At 60.6% G+C, this 16,854-nt stretch carries 18 protein-coding genes; 10 read left to right on the top strand and 8 right to left on the bottom strand.

Annotated features, from left to right (window positions below; translation table 11 throughout):
- Positions 1-6 precede the first annotated feature (6 nt).
- Positions 7-954 (bottom strand): LysR family transcriptional regulator, encoded by a 948-nt coding sequence (locus tag BLU76_RS16655; protein WP_092223540.1) that lies wholly within the window; start codon positions 952-954, stop codon positions 7-9.
- Positions 955-968: 14 nt separating this feature from the next.
- Between BLU76_RS16655 and BLU76_RS16650 the strand changes: the two genes are divergently transcribed.
- Together BLU76_RS16650 and BLU76_RS16645 are read left to right on the top strand one after the other, a co-directional pair.
- A complete protein-coding gene (locus BLU76_RS16650; protein WP_092223538.1) occupies positions 969-1,679 on the top strand; it encodes a CTP synthase C-terminal region-related (seleno)protein in 711 nt (236 codons plus the stop codon).
- On the top strand, positions 1,676-1,990 hold the full coding sequence (locus tag BLU76_RS16645) for an antibiotic biosynthesis monooxygenase family protein (protein ID WP_092145209.1): 315 nt from the start codon (positions 1,676-1,678) through the stop codon (positions 1,988-1,990). The genes BLU76_RS16650 and BLU76_RS16645 overlap by 4 nt, the downstream gene beginning before the upstream one ends.
- 150 nt (positions 1,991-2,140) lie before the next feature.
- Here BLU76_RS16645 and BLU76_RS16640 read toward each other — a convergent pair whose 3' ends face one another.
- Positions 2,141-2,467, bottom strand: coding sequence for a DUF2025 family protein (locus BLU76_RS16640; protein ID WP_063324689.1), 327 nt, complete (start codon positions 2,465-2,467; stop codon positions 2,141-2,143).
- 243 nt (positions 2,468-2,710) lie between these two features.
- Here BLU76_RS16640 and BLU76_RS16635 point away from each other — a divergent pair, with 243 nt between their 5' ends.
- Entirely contained in the window at positions 2,711-3,838 is a 1,128-nt protein-coding gene (locus BLU76_RS16635; RefSeq protein WP_092145207.1) for a glycerophosphodiester phosphodiesterase, read from the top strand.
- A 123-nt stretch (positions 3,839-3,961) separates the two neighbouring features.
- Positions 3,962-4,267: a PepSY domain-containing protein gene (locus BLU76_RS16630; protein WP_063324687.1), complete on the top strand. Its 306-nt coding sequence runs from the start codon at positions 3,962-3,964 to the stop codon at positions 4,265-4,267.
- A gap of 81 nt (positions 4,268-4,348) precedes the next feature.
- Here the strand turns inward: BLU76_RS16630 and BLU76_RS16625 are convergent, their stop codons facing one another.
- On the bottom strand, positions 4,349-5,974 hold the full coding sequence (locus tag BLU76_RS16625) for a methyl-accepting chemotaxis protein (RefSeq protein WP_092145203.1): 1,626 nt from the start codon (positions 5,972-5,974) through the stop codon (positions 4,349-4,351).
- Positions 5,975-6,218: 244 nt separating this feature from the next.
- Between BLU76_RS16625 and BLU76_RS16620 the strand changes: the two genes are divergently transcribed.
- From BLU76_RS16620 to BLU76_RS16610, 4 genes are all read left to right on the top strand, one after another.
- On the top strand, positions 6,219-7,241 hold the full coding sequence (locus BLU76_RS16620; RefSeq protein ID WP_092223535.1) for a transporter: 1,023 nt from the start codon (positions 6,219-6,221) through the stop codon (positions 7,239-7,241).
- Positions 7,242-7,383: 142 nt separating this feature from the next.
- Positions 7,384-7,527 (top strand): hypothetical protein, encoded by a 144-nt coding sequence (locus BLU76_RS31560; protein WP_003204853.1) that lies wholly within the window; start codon positions 7,384-7,386, stop codon positions 7,525-7,527.
- Positions 7,528-7,564: 37 nt separating this feature from the next.
- On the top strand, positions 7,565-7,795 hold the full coding sequence (locus tag BLU76_RS16615) for a hypothetical protein (RefSeq protein WP_092223533.1): 231 nt from the start codon (positions 7,565-7,567) through the stop codon (positions 7,793-7,795).
- A gap of 102 nt (positions 7,796-7,897) precedes the next feature.
- Positions 7,898-9,097, top strand: a complete 1,200-nt coding sequence (locus tag BLU76_RS16610; RefSeq protein WP_063324684.1) for an MFS transporter — start codon at positions 7,898-7,900, stop codon at positions 9,095-9,097.
- Here BLU76_RS16610 and arfB read toward each other — a convergent pair.
- Together arfB and BLU76_RS16600 are read right to left on the bottom strand one after the other, a co-directional pair.
- Positions 9,094-9,507: an alternative ribosome rescue aminoacyl-tRNA hydrolase ArfB gene (gene arfB, locus BLU76_RS16605; RefSeq protein ID WP_092145197.1), complete on the bottom strand. Its 414-nt coding sequence runs from the start codon at positions 9,505-9,507 to the stop codon at positions 9,094-9,096. The genes BLU76_RS16610 and arfB overlap by 4 nt on opposite strands.
- A gap of 338 nt (positions 9,508-9,845) precedes the next feature.
- Positions 9,846-11,264, bottom strand: a complete 1,419-nt coding sequence (locus BLU76_RS16600) for an amino acid permease (RefSeq protein WP_063324682.1) — start codon at positions 11,262-11,264, stop codon at positions 9,846-9,848.
- A 938-nt stretch (positions 11,265-12,202) separates the two neighbouring features.
- Here BLU76_RS16600 and BLU76_RS31555 point away from each other — a divergent pair.
- Both BLU76_RS31555 and BLU76_RS16595 read left to right on the top strand, forming a co-directional pair.
- Positions 12,203-12,340 carry a hypothetical protein gene (locus BLU76_RS31555; RefSeq protein WP_003178782.1) on the top strand — a complete coding sequence of 46 codons (138 nt, stop codon included), beginning with the start codon at positions 12,203-12,205 and terminating at the stop codon, positions 12,338-12,340.
- A 92-nt stretch (positions 12,341-12,432) separates the two neighbouring features.
- Positions 12,433-13,398 (top strand): M29 family metallopeptidase, encoded by a 966-nt coding sequence (locus tag BLU76_RS16595; protein ID WP_092223532.1) that lies wholly within the window; start codon positions 12,433-12,435, stop codon positions 13,396-13,398.
- Positions 13,399-13,579: 181 nt separating this feature from the next.
- Here BLU76_RS16595 and rluB read toward each other — a convergent pair whose 3' ends face one another.
- From rluB to BLU76_RS16580, 3 genes are all read right to left on the bottom strand, one after another.
- The gene (gene rluB, locus BLU76_RS16590; protein ID WP_060740973.1) at positions 13,580-14,815 is read right to left on the bottom strand and encodes a 23S rRNA pseudouridine(2605) synthase RluB; all 1,236 of its coding nucleotides are present in this window, start codon (positions 14,813-14,815) and stop codon (positions 13,580-13,582) included.
- A 297-nt stretch (positions 14,816-15,112) separates the two neighbouring features.
- On the bottom strand, positions 15,113-16,054 hold the full coding sequence (gene scpB / locus BLU76_RS16585) for an SMC-Scp complex subunit ScpB (RefSeq protein ID WP_063324679.1): 942 nt from the start codon (positions 16,052-16,054) through the stop codon (positions 15,113-15,115).
- A gap of 11 nt (positions 16,055-16,065) precedes the next feature.
- On the bottom strand, positions 16,066-16,764 hold the full coding sequence (locus BLU76_RS16580) for a segregation and condensation protein A (RefSeq protein ID WP_165826070.1): 699 nt from the start codon (positions 16,762-16,764) through the stop codon (positions 16,066-16,068).
- Positions 16,765-16,854 lie beyond the last annotated feature (90 nt).

Raw genomic sequence — 16,854 nt, 5'->3', positions numbered from 1 at the left:
TAAAAGTCAGCGCCAGCGCAGATTGCGCCCCAGCTCATCGAACAAGCTCACCACCGAGCGCAAGGCCCGGCAGTCGGGGCGAGTCAGGAGCCACAGGGCGGTGTCATACCCCTCCAGCGGTTCGCCAAGGGGCATCAGGCCCTGGTGTTCATCGATCAGAAAGTCTGGCAGCGCCGCCACCCCCAAGCCGGCTCGCACCAGTTCGGTGACCGAGAGCATGCTGTTGCAGCGATAGGCGGGCACCACGGCGGGTAGATGTTGGCGGCGCCAGGCTACGGTGGGGTGATCCGGGAGAAAATCGTCCGACGCGATCCAGGTCATGGAAGCCAGGTCATCCGTATTCGCCAAGCGCAGGTAGGTGGCGCTGGCGCATACCCGGTATGCCACATCGCCCAGATTTCGACCGACCAGGTGTTCCGGCGGCGTACGGGTCAGGCGTAACGCGATGTCGGCATCGCGGCGGCTCAGGTTGGCGAAGTCGTTCGAGGTGCTCAGCTCAAGGGTCAACGCCGGATACGCGGGCATGAAACGCGCCAGCGCAGGCAGCAGCAACGCTTGCAGGACCGAGTCGCTGCACGTCAAGCGTACCGTCCCGCTGATGACCTCGCCGCCCTGCTCCACCCCCACCCGCGCCGCCTCCAAGGCCTGTTCGGCGCGCTCGGCTTGCTCGGCCAGCGCCTGGGCCAGGCTCGTGGGCAAGTACCCGGAACGGCTTTTTTCGAACAAGGGCTGGCCCAGGGCCGCCTCCAGCCGACGTACCGAACGAAACACCGTGGACACATCCACCTGCAGCAATCGAGCGGCCCGGGCCAGTGAGCCGCCACGGACCAGTGCGAGGATCAGGGACAGGTCGGGATAGTCCAGACGATAGTGCGCTGCTGCATTGATCACTTGTATAAACGCCAATATTGATTGCGTGAACGCCAATCTATAGTGGCGACCAGGAATCAACAAGCGGCGACTCTCCCATGGAAAAACAGCGTCCTTTACACATCGCCCTGGTCGGCGACCATGACCCCCAGATAACGGCTCATCGGGCAATCCCCATCGCCCTTGAGCTCATCACCAGACAAACCGGCCAAGACATTCACTTCCAATGGTTGGCAACCGACTCCATCGCTGACAACAGCGTTCTAAATGACTTCAACGGCGTCTGGTGCGTGCCCGGCAGTCCTTACCGAAGTGAAGACGGCGCCGTGCAAGCGATTCGTTTTGCCCGCGAACAGCGTCGCCCTTTCCTCGGCACCTGCGGTGGTTTTCAGCATGCCGTGCTGGAATACGCGCGCAATGTGATGGGGTGGGCCGATGCCGCCCATGGCGAAACCGATCCCGAAGCTAAACGCGCGCTGTTGACGCCGCTGAGCTGTGCCTTGATCGAAACCATCGATAGCCTTCAGCTCGATGCGGACTCGTTGATTGCCAAGGCTTATGGTCGCCAGATGGTATTCGAGGGCTACCATTGCCGCTTCGGGGTCAACCCGAACTTTGAAGAAGACTTGCTCAATCAGCGCCTGCATCCCGTGGCCCGAGACTTGGCCGGCGGCCTGCGAGCGGTGGAGCTGCAGGACCATCCGTTCTTCGTCGCCACGCTGTTCCAGCCTGAACGTGCCGCATTGGAAGGGCGCGTGCCGCCGCTGGTCAGCGCGTTTGTCCAAGCCTGCGCCAGGACAACGCCATGAACGCCCACTACTACGCAGTGATTTTCACCTCCCTGCGCACCGAGGGGAACCAAGGATACGCCGAAGCCGCCGAGCGCATGCTGGCCTTGGCTCGAGAGCAGCCGGGGTTTCTCGGTGTCGAATCGGCGCGTGGCGAAGATGGCCTGGGGATTACCGTGTCCTATTGGAGCGATGAAGCCGCGATCCTGGCCTGGAAGCAGCATCCCGAACACTGCGCGATCCGTGAGCGCGGCCGCTCCACCTGGTATAGCCATTGCCATACGAGGGTGTGCAAGGTCGAACGCGACTATGCCTTCCAACGCCCAATCTAATGTCACAGTGTTTACCGTTGATCAATCTGTAGCGTGATAGCAGGGAAGCTTTTGTGGCGAGGGAGCTTGCTCCCTCGCCACAGGACCGTGCCATTCCAAAAATCCTTGTGGGCTCCCACAGGATCTCTGTTCAACGCAAGCTCGAGGGCTTCAGCCCTCCACCAACTGCCGCACCGCCACGATCTCTGGCAAATCACTGCGGGCCATGTACACCCGCAAGGGTTCGGTGAGGTTGATCCGGTCGTCGATGTGCTGGTCCAGCAGCAACTGGATCCGCTCGCGCTTGAGGGCCATGGTGCCGTCTGCCACGGGGGCCCAGACAAATTCGCAGGTGGGGATGATGCCGTCGTCGGCCACGTCCATGCCGAAAGCGTCTTCGCTGAAACGCACGATGTACTGGCCAGTCTTGCGGTTCAAGCCGACAAAACCCTTGAGCTGGTCGGCGGCCTGGCAGATGAATGTCGAAGTGGTGCGCATGGTAAACCTCATGGATGCGTCCCTCAGGACGTCTGATCAATGGTTTACACGCAGGGCAAGCGGACACAGGATTTAAGGTTTCCCTCTGCCGGGGAAACTGATGCGGCAAGGGTACTGCAAAGCGGCCTGGAAATGCGTGGGAAAAATCTTCTTTGCACAGCTTTATGTCGGTATGGCGATAGCGCCGACCGCGTTCAGTTGTTAAAAGATAGTTTTTTGCACACCGACGAAAGGATTTCGAGCATGCCTGTCACCTTCACCCGCACCGCCTTGATGCTGAGCCTGTTGCTCGGCTTCGGCCAGCCCCAAGCGTCCGAGGCCCCGAGCCCCAAGGCCCTGGCAACCCTCCAGGGCATTCCGCACCCCGCCGTGATCGCCCACCGCGGGGCCTCGTTCGACGCGCCGGAATCTACTGCTGCCGCCTACAAGCTGGCCCGCGACCTGGGCGCCGATTACCTGGAACTGGACCTGCAACGCAGCAAGGACGGCGTGTTGTTCGTCCTGCATGACGACAGCCTGCTGCGCACCACGGATGTCGCGGTCAAATTCCCCGAGCGCAAGGACAGCACCGCCAACGAATTCACCATGGCGGAACTCAAGACGCTCGATGCCGGCAGTTGGTTCAACACCGCTTACCCGGACCGCGCGCGCCCTTCGTTCGCCGGCCTGAAGATCCTGACCCTCGATGAAGTGATCAATATCGCCGAGGGCAATCCGCAGCAAAAGCCCGGGCTGTACATCGAAACCAAAGAGCCGAAACTGTTCCCCGGCATCGAGCGCGACCTGAAGGACAAATTGCAGGACCGCGGTTGGCTGAGCCCAGCCGGGTCGAAACTGGCCAAGCGGGCCACGGGAGTCGGCCAGGGCAAGGGCAAGGTCGTCTTGCAGACCTTTGAAAAGAGCAGTCTCGAACTGCTGCACAAAGAGATGCCAAAGGTGCCGAAGATCCTGCTGTTGTGGGTGGGCGAAGGCAACATCGAGCCCAAATCCAAGGTGCCTTTTGCCGAGTCCGGCGAAACGGACAAGGCCGCCTATTACGCCAAACAGGAACCCAAGGACAAGGCTGAATTCGAAAAATGGATTCAGTACGCCAAGGCCCAGGGCGCCGTTGGTACCGGGCCATCCGCGGCGTTGACCCATGGCGGCAGCCAGAGTTACGCGGACCTGGTGCAACCGTGGATGAACCAGTACACCCATGACCAGGGTCTGCTGGTGCATGTCTACACCGTGGATGAAGCGGTGGACTTCAAGAAAGTGATGGATGCCGGTGTCGATGGCATCTTCACCAACCGTGCCAATGAGTTGCTCAAGTACTTCCAGCGTCCCGAGACAGGCAGCGTGGTGCAACTATTGGAAAAGAATGGCTACTGAGTCGCAAGACGGTTGCCAGGCAACTTGCTTCAGGTTTTTTCGAATTAAGGGTGAATTAAGTTGCCACAGTTAATCTGAGCTCACTTAAACGACTCACCCTTAACGACACCAAGGAAAGAACTCATGAAAACATTGACTGCCCTGTTTACCGCCGCTGCCCTGACCCTGACTGCTGGCCTGGCCCAGGCAGATGTTCGCGTCGATCAGATTCCTCAACTGGTCAAGGAAGGCAAGATCAAGTCCCTTGAGTCGATGAACGACGAAGCCCTGAAGTTGCACCCGGGCGCGACCATCACCGACACCGACCTGGATAACCACTTCAACGGTTATGAATATGAAGTCGAATTGAAAACCGCCGACGGCAAAGAGTTTGATGTTGATTTCGATGCCACCACCGGCAAAGTCTTGAGCAACAAGCAAGACACTTGATCCATCAGCAAAAAAAAGAGCCGCGCAACCTTGGGGTTGCGCGGCTCTTTTGCGTTTATCAATACCTGTCGCGAACGACCGTCAGGCACTCAACCGCGCCGTCACTTCATTCAACTGTCCCGACAAACCGTGCAAGTCCCGACTGGCGGCTTCGGTGCGTTGCACATTGTCCAGGTTAGTGCTGGCGATGCAGGTGATTTCCGTCAGGTTGCGGGAAATGTCTTCGGCCACGGAAGTCTGCTCTTCGGCTGCGGTGGCGATCTGGCGGTTCATGTCGCGAATCGCTTCGACAGCCTGGGTGATGCGTTCGAGCATCACACCGGCCTGGGTCACTTGCTCCACACTTTCTTCGCTGCGCGATTGCCCACTCTCAATGGCGTGGGCCGCGTCCACCGCTCCCGTTTGTACAGTCTGGATAATCTGGTTGATCTCGATGATTGACGAAGCCGTACGCTGGGCCAGGCTGCGGACCTCATCGGCGACCACCGCGAAACCGCGCCCCGCCTCCCCGGCTCGCGCCGCTTCGATGGCAGCATTGAGGGCCAGCAGGTTGGTCTGTTCGGCGATCCCGCGGATCACCTCCAGCACCTTGCCGATGCGCCCGCTGTCGGTTTCCAACTGACGGATGACCGTGGCCGTGTTGGCGATCTCGCCGCGCATCCGCGTGATGGTGTGAATGGTCCCTTGCATGACCTTCTCGCCCTGCTGCGCCGATTGATCGGCGTCATCGGCCGCCCTTGCAGCATCAGCCGCATGGCGGGCCACTTCCTGGGCCGTGGCGGACATTTCGTTCATCGCCGTCGCCACCTGATCGGTGCGTTCGAATTGCTCGCTGGTGCCCTGGCTCATCAGGCTGGCGATGGCATTGAGCTCACCGCTGGCACTGTCCAGTTCCGTGGCACTGCGTTGCAGGCGGGTAAAGGTTTCGGCAAGGAAATCGCGCAATGTGTTGGCCGCTACCGCCAGATTGCCCAACTCGTCCTGACGGTTGCTCGTCACACGCTCGGCGAAACGCCCATGGCTGAGTCGGGTCACGTAGTCGATCAGGTTACGGATCGGTTGAACCAGGTTGCGATTGACCAGCCACAGGCTGAACAGCCCAATCAGCACACCCGACACCAGCATGATCACGGTGCCCAGCATAATCGTGCGATCGGCGCCGGCACTGATCAGCGTCGATTGCTCGGTGGCCAGCTTGCGCAGCTCCACCACCAGCGCACTCATTTGCTCACTGGCCGCACGGTCCACGCCCTTGACCGCCGCATCGCCCGCCGCCGAATCGCCACCGGAGGCGACAAATGCGTCACGGCCCTTTTGGTAGGCAGCACCCAACTGACGATGTTCATCGCGCAGGGCCACGATGCGGGTCTTGATTGGCGCCGGCACACCTTCACGCCCGCTCAATTGGCCAAGGATGTCTTGGACCTCACGCTGACGTTCCTCGAACTGCTTCCAGTATTTATCCAGGTCCGCCGGCTGCTTGCCGCGCAGCAGGACGTTTTTCCATTCCTGCACCTGCACCTTGAACTGCAGGTTGGCCTCGTCGATCAATTGCGAGGCACGCAACGGTCCATCGATCAGGTTGCGATAGTTCTGGACACCATTGGAAAGGAAATGAAAGGACGCCAGGGCGATCAGCAACATCGCCAGCAGGCTGCCGCTCAACAGGGCGAGAATCTGGGCTCGAAGGGATTTTTGTAGAATCATGGGGAGCAATCTCTAAGCAAGAGGAACAGGAACGATGTCCCGCCCCCATATCCGCAACACACCGAATACGGGGGATATGTACACGACATCGGCCTGCCCGGGGCATTCTTGAAACTTGGCGACTGCCGGTAGCGCCAGCTTGGCGGTGCGGATGGGACTGTCACAAAACCATCAAGAAAGCTTGCGAAGATGGCGTTCAAGTGAACCTGTAGCCGCGACAGGCACTTCCCGCCAGCGAGACTTCATGAACCACAGCCTTGATCAAAGCCACCGTGATCCGGACCTGTTCGGCCTGCTTTACGGGTTCCGTTTCCGCCCCGGCGAACGCGGGCAGGAAATCGATTCGGCCCAGGCCTTACGGAGCCTGCAACACCCGCAAGACTCGGATGAGTTCCTCTGGCTGCACCTGAACCTGGCCCACGCTGCGTGCGAGCGCTGGATGAAAGGTCACCTGGCCCTGCCCCAGGAATTTTTCGAAGCCTTGCACGAAGGCTCGCGCTCGACCCGCATCGAGCATGTCGACTCGGCGTTGCTGGCCGTGGTGAACGATGTCGTGTTCAACCTCAGCAACATGGTGTCCTCGGATGTCTCCACATTGTGGGTTTGCGTGCACAGCCGATTGATCGTCAGCGCGCGCCTGCAACCCTTGCACTCGGTCGACAAGCTGCGCTCGTCGGTGAAGGCCGGCGAGTGCTTTCGCTCGCCAGTGGAATTACTCGTGCACTTGCTGCGCGACCAGGGCGAAGTGCTGACCCAGATCGTGCGCAAGACCAGCCTGAGCGTCGACCAGATCGAAGATCAATTGCTGTCCTCGCGGCTGTCCACCAACCGCGCCGAGCTGGGCAGCAACCGCCGGGTGCTGGTGCGCTTGCAGCGCTTGCTGGCCCTGGAGCCGGGTTCATTGCTACGTCTGCTCAACCGCCCGCCGCAATGGTTGCAGAAAGAAGACGTCAAGGAGCTGCGCAAATCCACCGAGGAATTCGCCCTGATCATCAACGACCTCACCGCGTTGAGTGAACGGATCAAGCTGCTCCAGGAAGAAATCGCCGCCAATCTCAACGAACAAAGCAACCGCACCCTGTTCACCCTGACGGTGGTCACGGTATTGGCATTGCCCATCAACATCATTGCCGGTTTCTTTGGCATGAACGTCGGTGGCGTGCCGCTTGCCAGCGATCCCGAAGGCTTCTGGATCCTGGTGGCACTGGTGGCAACCTTCACGCTGATTGCCGGCCGCTGGGCATTTCGCAAGCGAGGTGACTATTGAACATGACGTGTCTAGACAATCCCTTTTGTCGGCCCGACGGGATTTAAAAGTCTTTTTGTCATTTCTCCTGCTGTATCCTGCCCAGGCTTTGTAAAAGCGCGGATCTACCAGATCTATCCACAGACCTTGCGAGGAGCGCGATATGCACGAGATCCCTAATCTCCCCTTCCCAAGCCTGCACGACACTGAGCAGACGACCACGCTACAAGCCGGGGGGCAAGCAGACGCCCAGCAACCCGAGCCAAAAGAAGCCACTGAACGCCGCCAGGCCGACAGCGAAGACTGATTGACCCGCACCACCAGACCGTGTGGAAAGCGCTAAGATGCGCTTTCCACACCGCCTGAACCCCGAGCCCTCCATGACCGATGACACCCCTCCATTCAGCGAAGCCCAGGCCAGCGTACTGATCGGCACTGCCGAAAAAATGGTCGAGATCTGGACCCGCCTTCCTGCCGAGAAACAAGCGGTCCTGCTGGCGCGCTTTGGCAGCGAAGAAAACGCCATCGCCGCACTGGTTACCACACGCCTGGTCAGCGGTGAGAGCGGCAACTGAACCACCATTGGGCAAATAGTTTTACTTTTCTGCGCCCTGACCCCACGGTCGCCGTTATCATAAGCAGCCTATCTATCCTGCTGCTCCGTGGACCTTTACCCCATGTCAGATTCCCAGCGCCCCCTGGCGGTCACGCTGCAAGTCGTCTCCATCGTCCTGTTCACCTTCATCGGCTACCTGAATATCGGCATTCCCCTGGCCGTGCTGCCCGGGTTCGTCCACGGCGAACTGGGCTTCGGCGCAGTGATCGCCGGGTTGGTGATCAGCGTGCAATACCTGGCCACCCTGCTCAGTCGTCCTTACGCCGGGCGAATCATCGATAACCTGGGGAGCAAGCGCGCGGTGATGTTCGGCCTCGCCGGCTGCGGGCTGAGCGGCGTGTTCATGCTGGTCTCTGCCTGGACGCCCCACCTGCCCACGTTCAGCCTGATCAGCCTGCTGATCGGTCGTCTGGTGCTCGGCAGCGCGGAAAGCCTGGTGGGCTCCGGTTCGATTGGCTGGGGCATCGGCCGGGTCGGCGCGGCGAATACCGCCAAGGTGATTTCCTGGAACGGTATCGCCAGTTACGGCGCGCTGGCGATCGGCGCACCGCTGGGGGTGTGGCTGGTCAATGCGCTGGGGCTGTGGAGCATGGGCGTGAGCATTATCTTGCTCGGTTTGCTGGGGTTGGCATTGGCCTGGCGCAAAACCGCCGCGCCCATCGTCACTGGCGAACGCCTGCCGTTCATGCACGTGCTGGGGCGCGTCCTGCCGCACGGCTGCGGCCTGGCCCTGGGTTCCATCGGGTTTGGCACCATCGCCACGTTCATCACCCTGTACTACGCCACCCAGCATTGGGACAACGCGGTGTTGTGCCTGAGCCTGTTCGGCGCCAGCTTCATCGGCGCGCGCTTGCTCTTTGGCAACCTGATCAACCGAATGGGCGGCTTCCGCGTCGCCATTGCCTGCCTGTCGGTGGAAACCCTGGGCCTGTTGCTGTTGTGGCTCGCACCGGATGCCCACTGGGCCCTGGCGGGCGCGGCGTTGAGCGGTTTCGGCTTCTCCCTGGTGTTTCCGGCGCTGGGCGTGGAAGCGGTCAACCTGGTGCCGGCCTCCAGCCGTGGGGCGGCGGTGGGGGCTTATTCACTGTTCATTGATTTGTCGCTGGGGATCACCGGACCGCTGGCCGGTGCGATTGCTGCGGGCTTCGGCTTTGCCTCGATCTTTCTGTTCGCCGCATTCGCGGCCCTGGGCGGGTTGGCATTGAGCGTCTATCTGTACCGACAGGCGCCGAGGCATCGCCAGGAACGGGAGAAAAGCTAGAAGTCCACCTTGCCGCGGCCGGCCTTGATCGAGCCGCGCTTGGTCTTGGATTCCAGGCGACGCTTTTTCGAACCCAGGGTCGGTTTGGTCGGACGGCGCTTCTTCTCGACCTTGGTGGCGCTGAGGATCAGCTCGAGCAGGCGCTCCAGGGCATCGGCCCGGTTCTGTTCCTGGGTGCGGTACTGCTGGGCCTTGATGATCAACACACCGTCGCTGGTAATGCGACTGTCACTCAGGGCCAGCAGCCGCTCCTTGTAGAACTCGGGCAGCGACGAGGCCGGAATGTCGAAGCGCAAATGCACGGCACTGGAGACCTTGTTGACGTTCTGCCCCCCGGCCCCCTGGGCGCGGATGGCCGTCAGCTCGATCTCGGCATCCGGGATGTGCACGGTGTTGGAAATCGCCAGCATGGAAAGTGTCCGGTATCAGGCCCCACAGGATACCGCGAATCCCCCCGACAACGCCTAACCCTGTGGGAGGTGTGAGCCGGAAACGACAAACCCGGCACCTGGCCTAATGCGGTTCATTCAAGAAAAATGATGGACCTGTGGCGAGGGAGCTTGCTCCCGTTCGGCTGCGAAGCAGTCGTAAACCGGCGGGTGCGGTGCGTCTGATGCTCCGCATCTGGCAGGTTTTGGGGCCGCTTCGCGGCCCAGCGGGAGCAAGCTCCCTCGCCACGGGTTTGCCGATTGCCTTGAGTGAACAGCATTACGGCACTTCGCCGGGTTTGTTGTATTTTCAGGATGGATTACTTGGCTGCAGCCGCCACAGCCAGTTCCTGCCGCGCACTGCGCTTGTTCTTGATCCAATAGCACACGGCCATGAACACCACCCACACCGGAATCGCATAGACCGATACCTGGATGCCCGGGATCAACAACATCACGCCCAGGATGAACACCACGAACGCCAGGCAGATGTAGTTGCCGTACGGGTACCACAGCGCCTTGAACAGCGGCGTCTGATGGGTCTGGTTCATGTGCTGGCGGAACTTGAAGTGCGAGTAGCTGATCATCGCCCAGTTGATCACCAGGGTCGCGACCACCAGCGACATCAGCAACTCCAGCGCATGTTGCGGGATCAGGTAATTCAACAGCACCGCCACCAGCGTGACCGCCGCCGATGCGAGGATCGAACGCACCGGCACGCCGCGCTTGTCGATCTTGGACAAGACCTTGGGCGCATCGCCCTGCTCGGCCATGCCCAGCAACATACGGCTGTTGCAATAGGTGCCGCTGTTGTACACCGACAGCGCGGCGGTCAGCACCACGAAGTTGAGGATATGCGCCGCGGTGTTGCTGCCCAGCATCGAGAACACCTGCACGAACGGGCTGCCGCTGTAGGCATCGCCGGAGGCGTTGAGCGTGCTCAGCAGGCTGTCCCAAGGCGTCAGGGACAGCAGCACCACGAGCGCACCGATGTAGAAAATCAGGATCCGGTAGATCACCTGGTTAATGGCCTTGGGGATCACGGTTTTCGGTTTGTCGGCCTCAGCGGCGGTGAAACCGAGCATTTCCAGGCCACCAAAAGAGAACATGATGATCGCCATGGCCATCACCAGGCCGCTGACGCCATTGGGGAAAAACCCACCATGGGACCACAGGTTGGTCACCGACGCTTGCGGGCCGCCGTGGCCACTGACCAGCAAATAGCTGCCCAGGGCAATCATGCCGACAATCGCCACGACCTTGATGATCGCGAACCAGAACTCGGCCTCGCCGAAGACTTTGACGTTAGCCAGGTTGATGACGTTGATCAGGATGAAAAACGCCGCCGCCGACACCCAGGTCGGGATATCCGGCGCCCAGTAATGGATGTACTTGCCGACAGCAGTCAGTTCGGACATGCCCACCAGGATGTACAGAATCCAGCAGTTCCAACCCGACAGGAACCCGGCGAAACCGCCCCAATACTTGTGGGCGAAGTGGCTGAAGGACCCGGCGACTGGCTCTTCGACGATCATTTCGCCCAACTGGCGCATGATCATGAAGGCGATGAAGCCGCAGATGGCGTAGCCAAGGATCATCGACGGGCCGGCTGATTTCAGCACCCCCGCCGAGCCGAGGAACAGGCCAGTGCCGATCGCGCCACCGAGGGCGATCAGTTGAATGTGGCGATTTTTCAGGCCGCGTTTCAGCTCGCCCGAATGCGAGTTTTGTCCACTCATGAAAAGGGTCTCACGCAAGGTTTGATGATGTTCGTTAGACGTTGCCGCTCGAATCGGATCTCAAGCAGCGCCGATCAAACCCCAGCGCAGGCACCAGGAATTCAGCGTTTTTACAACGGTCATGCGTCACCTGTTTGTTTTTATCTGTGACGAAATCGAACCCGACACGCTTGTGGCGTGGCGGAGTGAACAAGGTGGATAACCTTGAAAGTGCGTGGGTACGCGAAGGGTCACAGTAAAACGCGGCGCATTGTACACCGCTGACCCCCTGCTGCCAGACACCACCGGATCAGCGTGTCGTTTGCCGGGATTGCGTGGGGCCGCCCCGAACATGCCGGGCGGCTGCAAAAAAGTGTCCAGGCCCTTGCGAGCCCCTGAAGGGTGTAGCGCTAAAAACGCTACGACGGGAGAAATGCACTTGAGCTGCGGCGTTCATTGCGCCTCCTTCTTGTTATTCACCTGCACGACAGGCATGAGGCGCATCTCACCCTGCCCATCGATTCGAAACAAGCGGGCCAGAGCTTTGGAAACCCCTGCAGGGCGGGGCTTACGGAAGTTTTTTCTTACGCTTTGGGAAAACGACGTTTCGGCCCCTCTCGACCGGCCTTTTACGTCAGCATTTCTTTACAACCCGTCACGCAAATTTTCCAAGTAGGAAATTTCCGTAGGCTGACTGCAAATTGACGGTAGGTAGCTACCTATTTAAAAAAACACCCAGGCGGCTGTTTTTGAATGAGTAATGTCGTCGCTGAAAATGGAACAAAAAGTTCAAACGAAAAAAAATAAATTATTTTTTTGCAATCCAAAATTCCCTCGACTAGGTTTTCAGCGACTTGCCAAGGCATCGTGCCGACAAGTTCTGCGGTGCCGTCGCCGGCCTGTTTCCACTCGCCGAAGCGAGCCGCTTATTTCCGTAAAAGTCATCTAGGAGATTCACTATGCAAGCACTGGACAAAGACTTGGAAACCGAACTGCAACTGGACGAATGGTTTGAAGCCCCAACCCATGAAGCCGCCGTTGAAATGATGCAGGCCGATGCCGTCGTTCCATTCGGCACGGCGATGTGGCCTCTGTAGGCACCGCCCGGCGGAGGCGATCCGGCCGGTCGACTCCGCCACTTTTGCCGGTTGTCAGGGACGTTTAATGAACTTGTCAGGGAAGAATAAGCATGGACACGCAACGAGCCATCTCACATTTCCTTTACTACCTCGAACACCATCCCGCCCTGGCCGGCATCCAGCCCGCCAAGGTGTTGCTCGGCCATACCGCTGACTACGAAGCGCTGACCGGCGCCATCGCCGAACAGGCGGGCAGCGGCTCGCCCTTCCGGTTCAGTGCCATGCGCCTGGACCTCGAACCCACGGAGCGCCTGTCCCAGGCCATTGCCGACAGCGATCTGTATATTTTCTTCTACGACTCCTCGACCCTGCCCAACCCTCGTCCCGACGGCCCGGACTTTGTCCGCGCACTGCAAGGCGTGATGGCCGACAACTGGAAGAAATCGCTGCTGTTCAAGGACTACGGCGACTACTTCTACGACACCTTCAGCGTGATTCCCCAGCGTATCGCCGGGCTCAACAGTCACCTGATCCGACGCATGTCCCAGGCGGCGACCCTGAGTTTCCAGGATGACCACGGTTCATATTTCGACACAGTCCTGGGCGGCGTGAAGAAGTGGACCGACATCAACGGCCTCGGCAACTACGACCTGGCGCCCGGCGAAATCGCCACTCACAGCGACACCATCAATGGTCGGGTGAATTTCGTCGGCACCTTCCTGAGCACCATCCCGTTCGCACGTAAATACGGCGTGCTGCAATCGCCGCTGGAGCTGTGGATCGAAGACTCCACCATCCAGAAAATCGCCACCGACGTACCGGGCCTGGAGCACGACTTCAACAAGTACCTGGACGCCAACCCGTCCAATCGCCGCATCGAGGAACTGGGAATCGGCACCAATGAAGGGGTCAAGAGTCTTTATGCACGCAACGCCGGTTTCGAGGAGCGCCATTGCGGCCTGCACCTGGGACTCGGTGGCGGGGCCAAGGGCAGCCATCACCTGGACCTGATTTTCGAGAGCGGCGTATTGGCGCTGGATAACAAGCCGATGTTTGATGGGCGGTTTGTGCTTTAGGGGCAGTTGCAAGCGGCGAGCTTCAAGCGGCAAGAAAGAGCGAGCAGCCTCTGGATCGTGGCGTGGAGCTGCTCGCGAAGACGGCCGCACCGGCAGCGTATCAATAACGCCAGACACAAAAACGGCAACCTAGTGGTTGCCGTTTTTTCTTGCAGCTTGCAGCTAGAAGCTCATGGCTGCCTCACTCCGGCTTACGACGCCCGAACCCCGGACGCTGTCCCGAACCTGCCGGTGCACCACGGCGCTTGCCCGATGGCGCATCGCGATCGGCCAGGACGATACCCGGGCGCTTTTTCGGCGCGGGCTTGGCCGGACGCTTGGTGTCGGCCGGGCGATCGGCGACTGGCGTACCGCGGCCAGCCGGAGCACCGCGCCCCTCACCACGTTCAGTCCGACCATTGGCCGGACGCGGCGTACGTGGGCCACGCTCACCGTCCTGGCGAGGTGCAGGCTTGCGGGCCGGGCGTTCGCCTTCGATCTGCGGCTCGCGTGAAGGACGCGGGCCGGTCGCCACACCTTCAGCAGCCGGACGCAGGGTACGCACGCGCTCGGTCTTGCCCATCGGACGCGAGGACTTGCGCTGCATCCGCTCCAGCTTGTCCTTGCTCTTGGCGGTCATCTGCGGCATTGCTACCGGCTTGAGGCCCACTTCGGCCGCCAGGATGTCGACTTCGTACTGGCTCATTTCGCGCCAGCGGCCCATCGGCAGGTCGGAATTGAGGAACACCGGACCGAAGCGCACGCGCTTGAGGCGGCTGACCACCAACCCCTGGGATTCCCACAGACGCCGCACTTCACGGTTGCGGCCTTCCATCACCACGCAGTGGTACCAGTGGTTGAAGCCTTCACCGCCGGGCGCCTGCTTGATGTCGGTGAAACGCGCCGGACCGTCTTCCAGCACGACGCCGGCCTTCAGGCGCTCGATCATCTCGTCGTCGACTTCACCACGCACACGCACAGCGTATTCGCGGTCCATCTCATAGGACGGGTGCATCAAACGGTTGGCCAACTCACCGTCGGTGGTGAACATCAGCAGACCGGTGGTGTTGATGTCCAGGCGCCCGATGTTGATCCAGCGGCCCTCTTTCGGACGCGGCATCTTGTCGAACACGGTCGGACGGCCTTCCGGGTCGTCACGGGTGCAGATCTCGCCGTCGGGTTTGTTGTACATGATCACGCGACGCACCGTTTCGGCGGCCTCTTCGCGCTTGATCACCTTGCCATCGATGGTGATGGCGTCATGCATGTCGACACGCAGGCCCAAGGTGGCATCTTTGCCATTGACCTTGATCCGGCCCTGGGTGATCCAGGCTTCCACGTCACGGCGCGAACCAACGCCGATACGGGCGAGGACTTTTTGCAGCTTCTCGCCTGCTGGGCCGATTTCCTGGCTGTCGTTCTGGTCTTGGTCTTTCATTCTGGGCACCTCCCGGTGTGGTCGAGCCAGGCTTGGCCTGACGCTTTGAAAACGGGTCTTCGACGAAGGGATCGCCAAAGGGTCGCGAATCATACGCTCGTTGAGGCGATTGCGCATCAGAGACTAGCTGATCAACCCAGGCTCAGCGCTTTTTCCGCCGACCGGTGGCTGAAGGCCCCCTGTGGGAGCCGAGCTTGCTCGCGATAGCGGTGGGTCAGCTTGCATTGATGCTGAATGTTCCTCTGTCATCGCGAGCAGCTCGGCTCCCACAGGCGACCGCGTTCCAACCCAGTTGAATCAATCGTCGAACTGGCGCCGTTCGTTTTCGATCGCTTCGGCCAGGGCGCGGGCTTCGGCTTCCTCGTCGCTCAGTTCGGGTTCCGGCGGTTGGAGGGCGGCGACGGCGGCCAGCAGTTTTTCCCGGGCTTCGGCAACGCCGAGGATGTCTTCTTCCGGCTCAGGTTCAGGCTCCGACTCGCTGTCAGGCTCCGGCAACTCATCCGTCTCGCCTTCAGGCCCCGGCCCCTCACGCAGCAGGTCGTCGAAATCGGTCTTCAAGCCCTCCTCCATGGTGTCCAGCTCCAGCAACAACGAGTGGAAACTGGTCTCTTCCTTCGGCTCCTCAGGCTCGGCACTGGCGTCGGCCAATTCCTGCAGGCCCTGGGGCACCGGGGCGTCGTCGAATTCCAGCATCGGTTCGGGTTCCAGCTCCCGCAGTTCGGCCAGCGGCGGCAGGTCATCCAGGTTCTTCAGGTTGAAGTGATCGAGAAAGGCCTTGGTGGTGGCGAACATCGCCGGTTTGCCGGGCACATCGCGATAGCCGACGACGCGGATCCACTCGCGCTCCAACAGCGTCTTGACGATATGGCTGTTGACCGCCACGCCGCGCACATCTTCGATCTCGCCCCGGGTGATCGGTTGACGATAGGCAATCAATGCCATGGTTTCGAGCATGGCGCGGGAGTAGCGCTGCGGCCGCTCCTCCCACAGGCGCCCGACCCATGGCGCGAACTTCTCGCGGATCTGCAGGCGATAACCGGACGCCACTTCCTTGAGCTCGAAGGCCCGTCCCTCGCAGGATTTGCCCAGCAGCGTCAGGGCTTTCTTGAACACGGCCGGCTCAGGTCGCTCGCCTTCTTCGAAGAGTTCGAACAGGCGCTCCATCGATTGCGGCTTTCCCGAGGCCAACAGGAAAGCTTCAAGCAAGGGGGCCAGCTCGCGGGGTTCAGTCAGATTCATTGATTTGCTCGTTATTCGGCTCGTGCCCGCACATGGATCGCTGCGAACGGCTCATTCTGTACCAGCTCGACCAAGGATTCCTTGACCAATTCCAAGACCGCCATAAACGTCACAACGACCCCCAGGCGCCCTTCCTCGGCGGTGAACAGCTCGACGAACGGCACGAAACCGCCGCCCTTGAGCCGCTCCAGCACATCGCTCATGCGCTCGCGGGTGGACAGCGCTTCGCGGCTGACCTGATGACTTTCAAACATATCGCCCCGGCGCAGGACCTCAGCCATGGACATCAGCAACTCTTCCAGGCTCACATCCGGCAGCAACTTGCGCGCCCGCGCCTCGGGGGCATCGAGCTTGGGCACCACCACATCGCGCCCGACCCGGTTCAAACCATCGAGGCCTTCGGCTGCGACCTTGAAGCGTTCGTACTCCTGCAAACGACGGATCAGTTCGGCCCGCGGGTCGTCCTCTTCCGCTTCGACCTCAGCCGAGCGCGGCAGCAGCATCCGCGACTTGATCTCGGCCAGCATGGCGGCCATCACCAGGTACTCGGCCGCCAGTTCCAGGCGCACCGACTGCATCAACTCGACGTAGCCCATGTACTGGCGGGTGATTTCCGCCACGGGGATGTCGAGGATGTTGATGTTCTGTTTGCGAATCAGGTACAGCAGCAGGTCAAGCGGGCCCTCGAAGGCTTCGAGGAATACTTCCAGCGCATCCGGCGGAATGTACAGGTCCAGGGGCATTTCCATGACCGCCTGGCCATAGACCATGGCGAACGGCAGCTCCTGCTGCGCGCCGGC

The organism is Pseudomonas sp. NFACC08-1 (assembly GCF_900106735.1).
In the GTDB taxonomy this organism is placed as follows: Bacteria; Pseudomonadota; Gammaproteobacteria; order Pseudomonadales; family Pseudomonadaceae; genus Aquipseudomonas; species Aquipseudomonas fluorescens_Q.
The sequence above is the reverse complement of the archived record's forward strand: the minus strand, read 5'-3'. Positions and strand labels throughout refer to the sequence as shown.

Excerpts from the sequence above, each read along its gene's own strand:
- BLU76_RS16650 (WP_092223538.1), top strand. The coding sequence starts at position 969 with ATGGAAAAACAGCGTCCTTTACACATCGCCCTGGTCGGCGACCATGAC.
- BLU76_RS16645 (WP_092145209.1), top strand. The coding sequence starts at position 1,676 with ATGAACGCCCACTACTACGCAGTGATTTTCACCTCCCTGCGCACCGAG.
- BLU76_RS16640 (WP_063324689.1), bottom strand. The coding sequence starts at position 2,467 with ATGCGCACCACTTCGACATTCATCTGCCAGGCCGCCGACCAGCTCAAG.
- BLU76_RS16635 (WP_092145207.1), top strand. The coding sequence starts at position 2,711 with ATGCCTGTCACCTTCACCCGCACCGCCTTGATGCTGAGCCTGTTGCTC.
- BLU76_RS16630 (WP_063324687.1), top strand. The coding sequence starts at position 3,962 with ATGAAAACATTGACTGCCCTGTTTACCGCCGCTGCCCTGACCCTGACT.
- BLU76_RS16625 (WP_092145203.1), bottom strand. The coding sequence starts at position 5,974 with ATGATTCTACAAAAATCCCTTCGAGCCCAGATTCTCGCCCTGTTGAGC.
- BLU76_RS16620 (WP_092223535.1), top strand. The coding sequence starts at position 6,219 with ATGAACCACAGCCTTGATCAAAGCCACCGTGATCCGGACCTGTTCGGC.
- BLU76_RS31560 (WP_003204853.1), top strand. The coding sequence starts at position 7,384 with ATGCACGAGATCCCTAATCTCCCCTTCCCAAGCCTGCACGACACTGAG.
- BLU76_RS16615 (WP_092223533.1), top strand. The coding sequence starts at position 7,565 with ATGCGCTTTCCACACCGCCTGAACCCCGAGCCCTCCATGACCGATGAC.
- BLU76_RS16610 (WP_063324684.1), top strand. The coding sequence starts at position 7,898 with ATGTCAGATTCCCAGCGCCCCCTGGCGGTCACGCTGCAAGTCGTCTCC.
- arfB (WP_092145197.1), bottom strand. The coding sequence starts at position 9,507 with ATGCTGGCGATTTCCAACACCGTGCACATCCCGGATGCCGAGATCGAG.
- BLU76_RS16600 (WP_063324682.1), bottom strand. The coding sequence starts at position 11,264 with ATGAGTGGACAAAACTCGCATTCGGGCGAGCTGAAACGCGGCCTGAAA.
- BLU76_RS31555 (WP_003178782.1), top strand. The coding sequence starts at position 12,203 with ATGCAAGCACTGGACAAAGACTTGGAAACCGAACTGCAACTGGACGAA.
- BLU76_RS16595 (WP_092223532.1), top strand. The coding sequence starts at position 12,433 with ATGGACACGCAACGAGCCATCTCACATTTCCTTTACTACCTCGAACAC.
- rluB (WP_060740973.1), bottom strand. The coding sequence starts at position 14,815 with ATGAAAGACCAAGACCAGAACGACAGCCAGGAAATCGGCCCAGCAGGC.
- scpB (WP_063324679.1), bottom strand. The coding sequence starts at position 16,054 with ATGAATCTGACTGAACCCCGCGAGCTGGCCCCCTTGCTTGAAGCTTTC.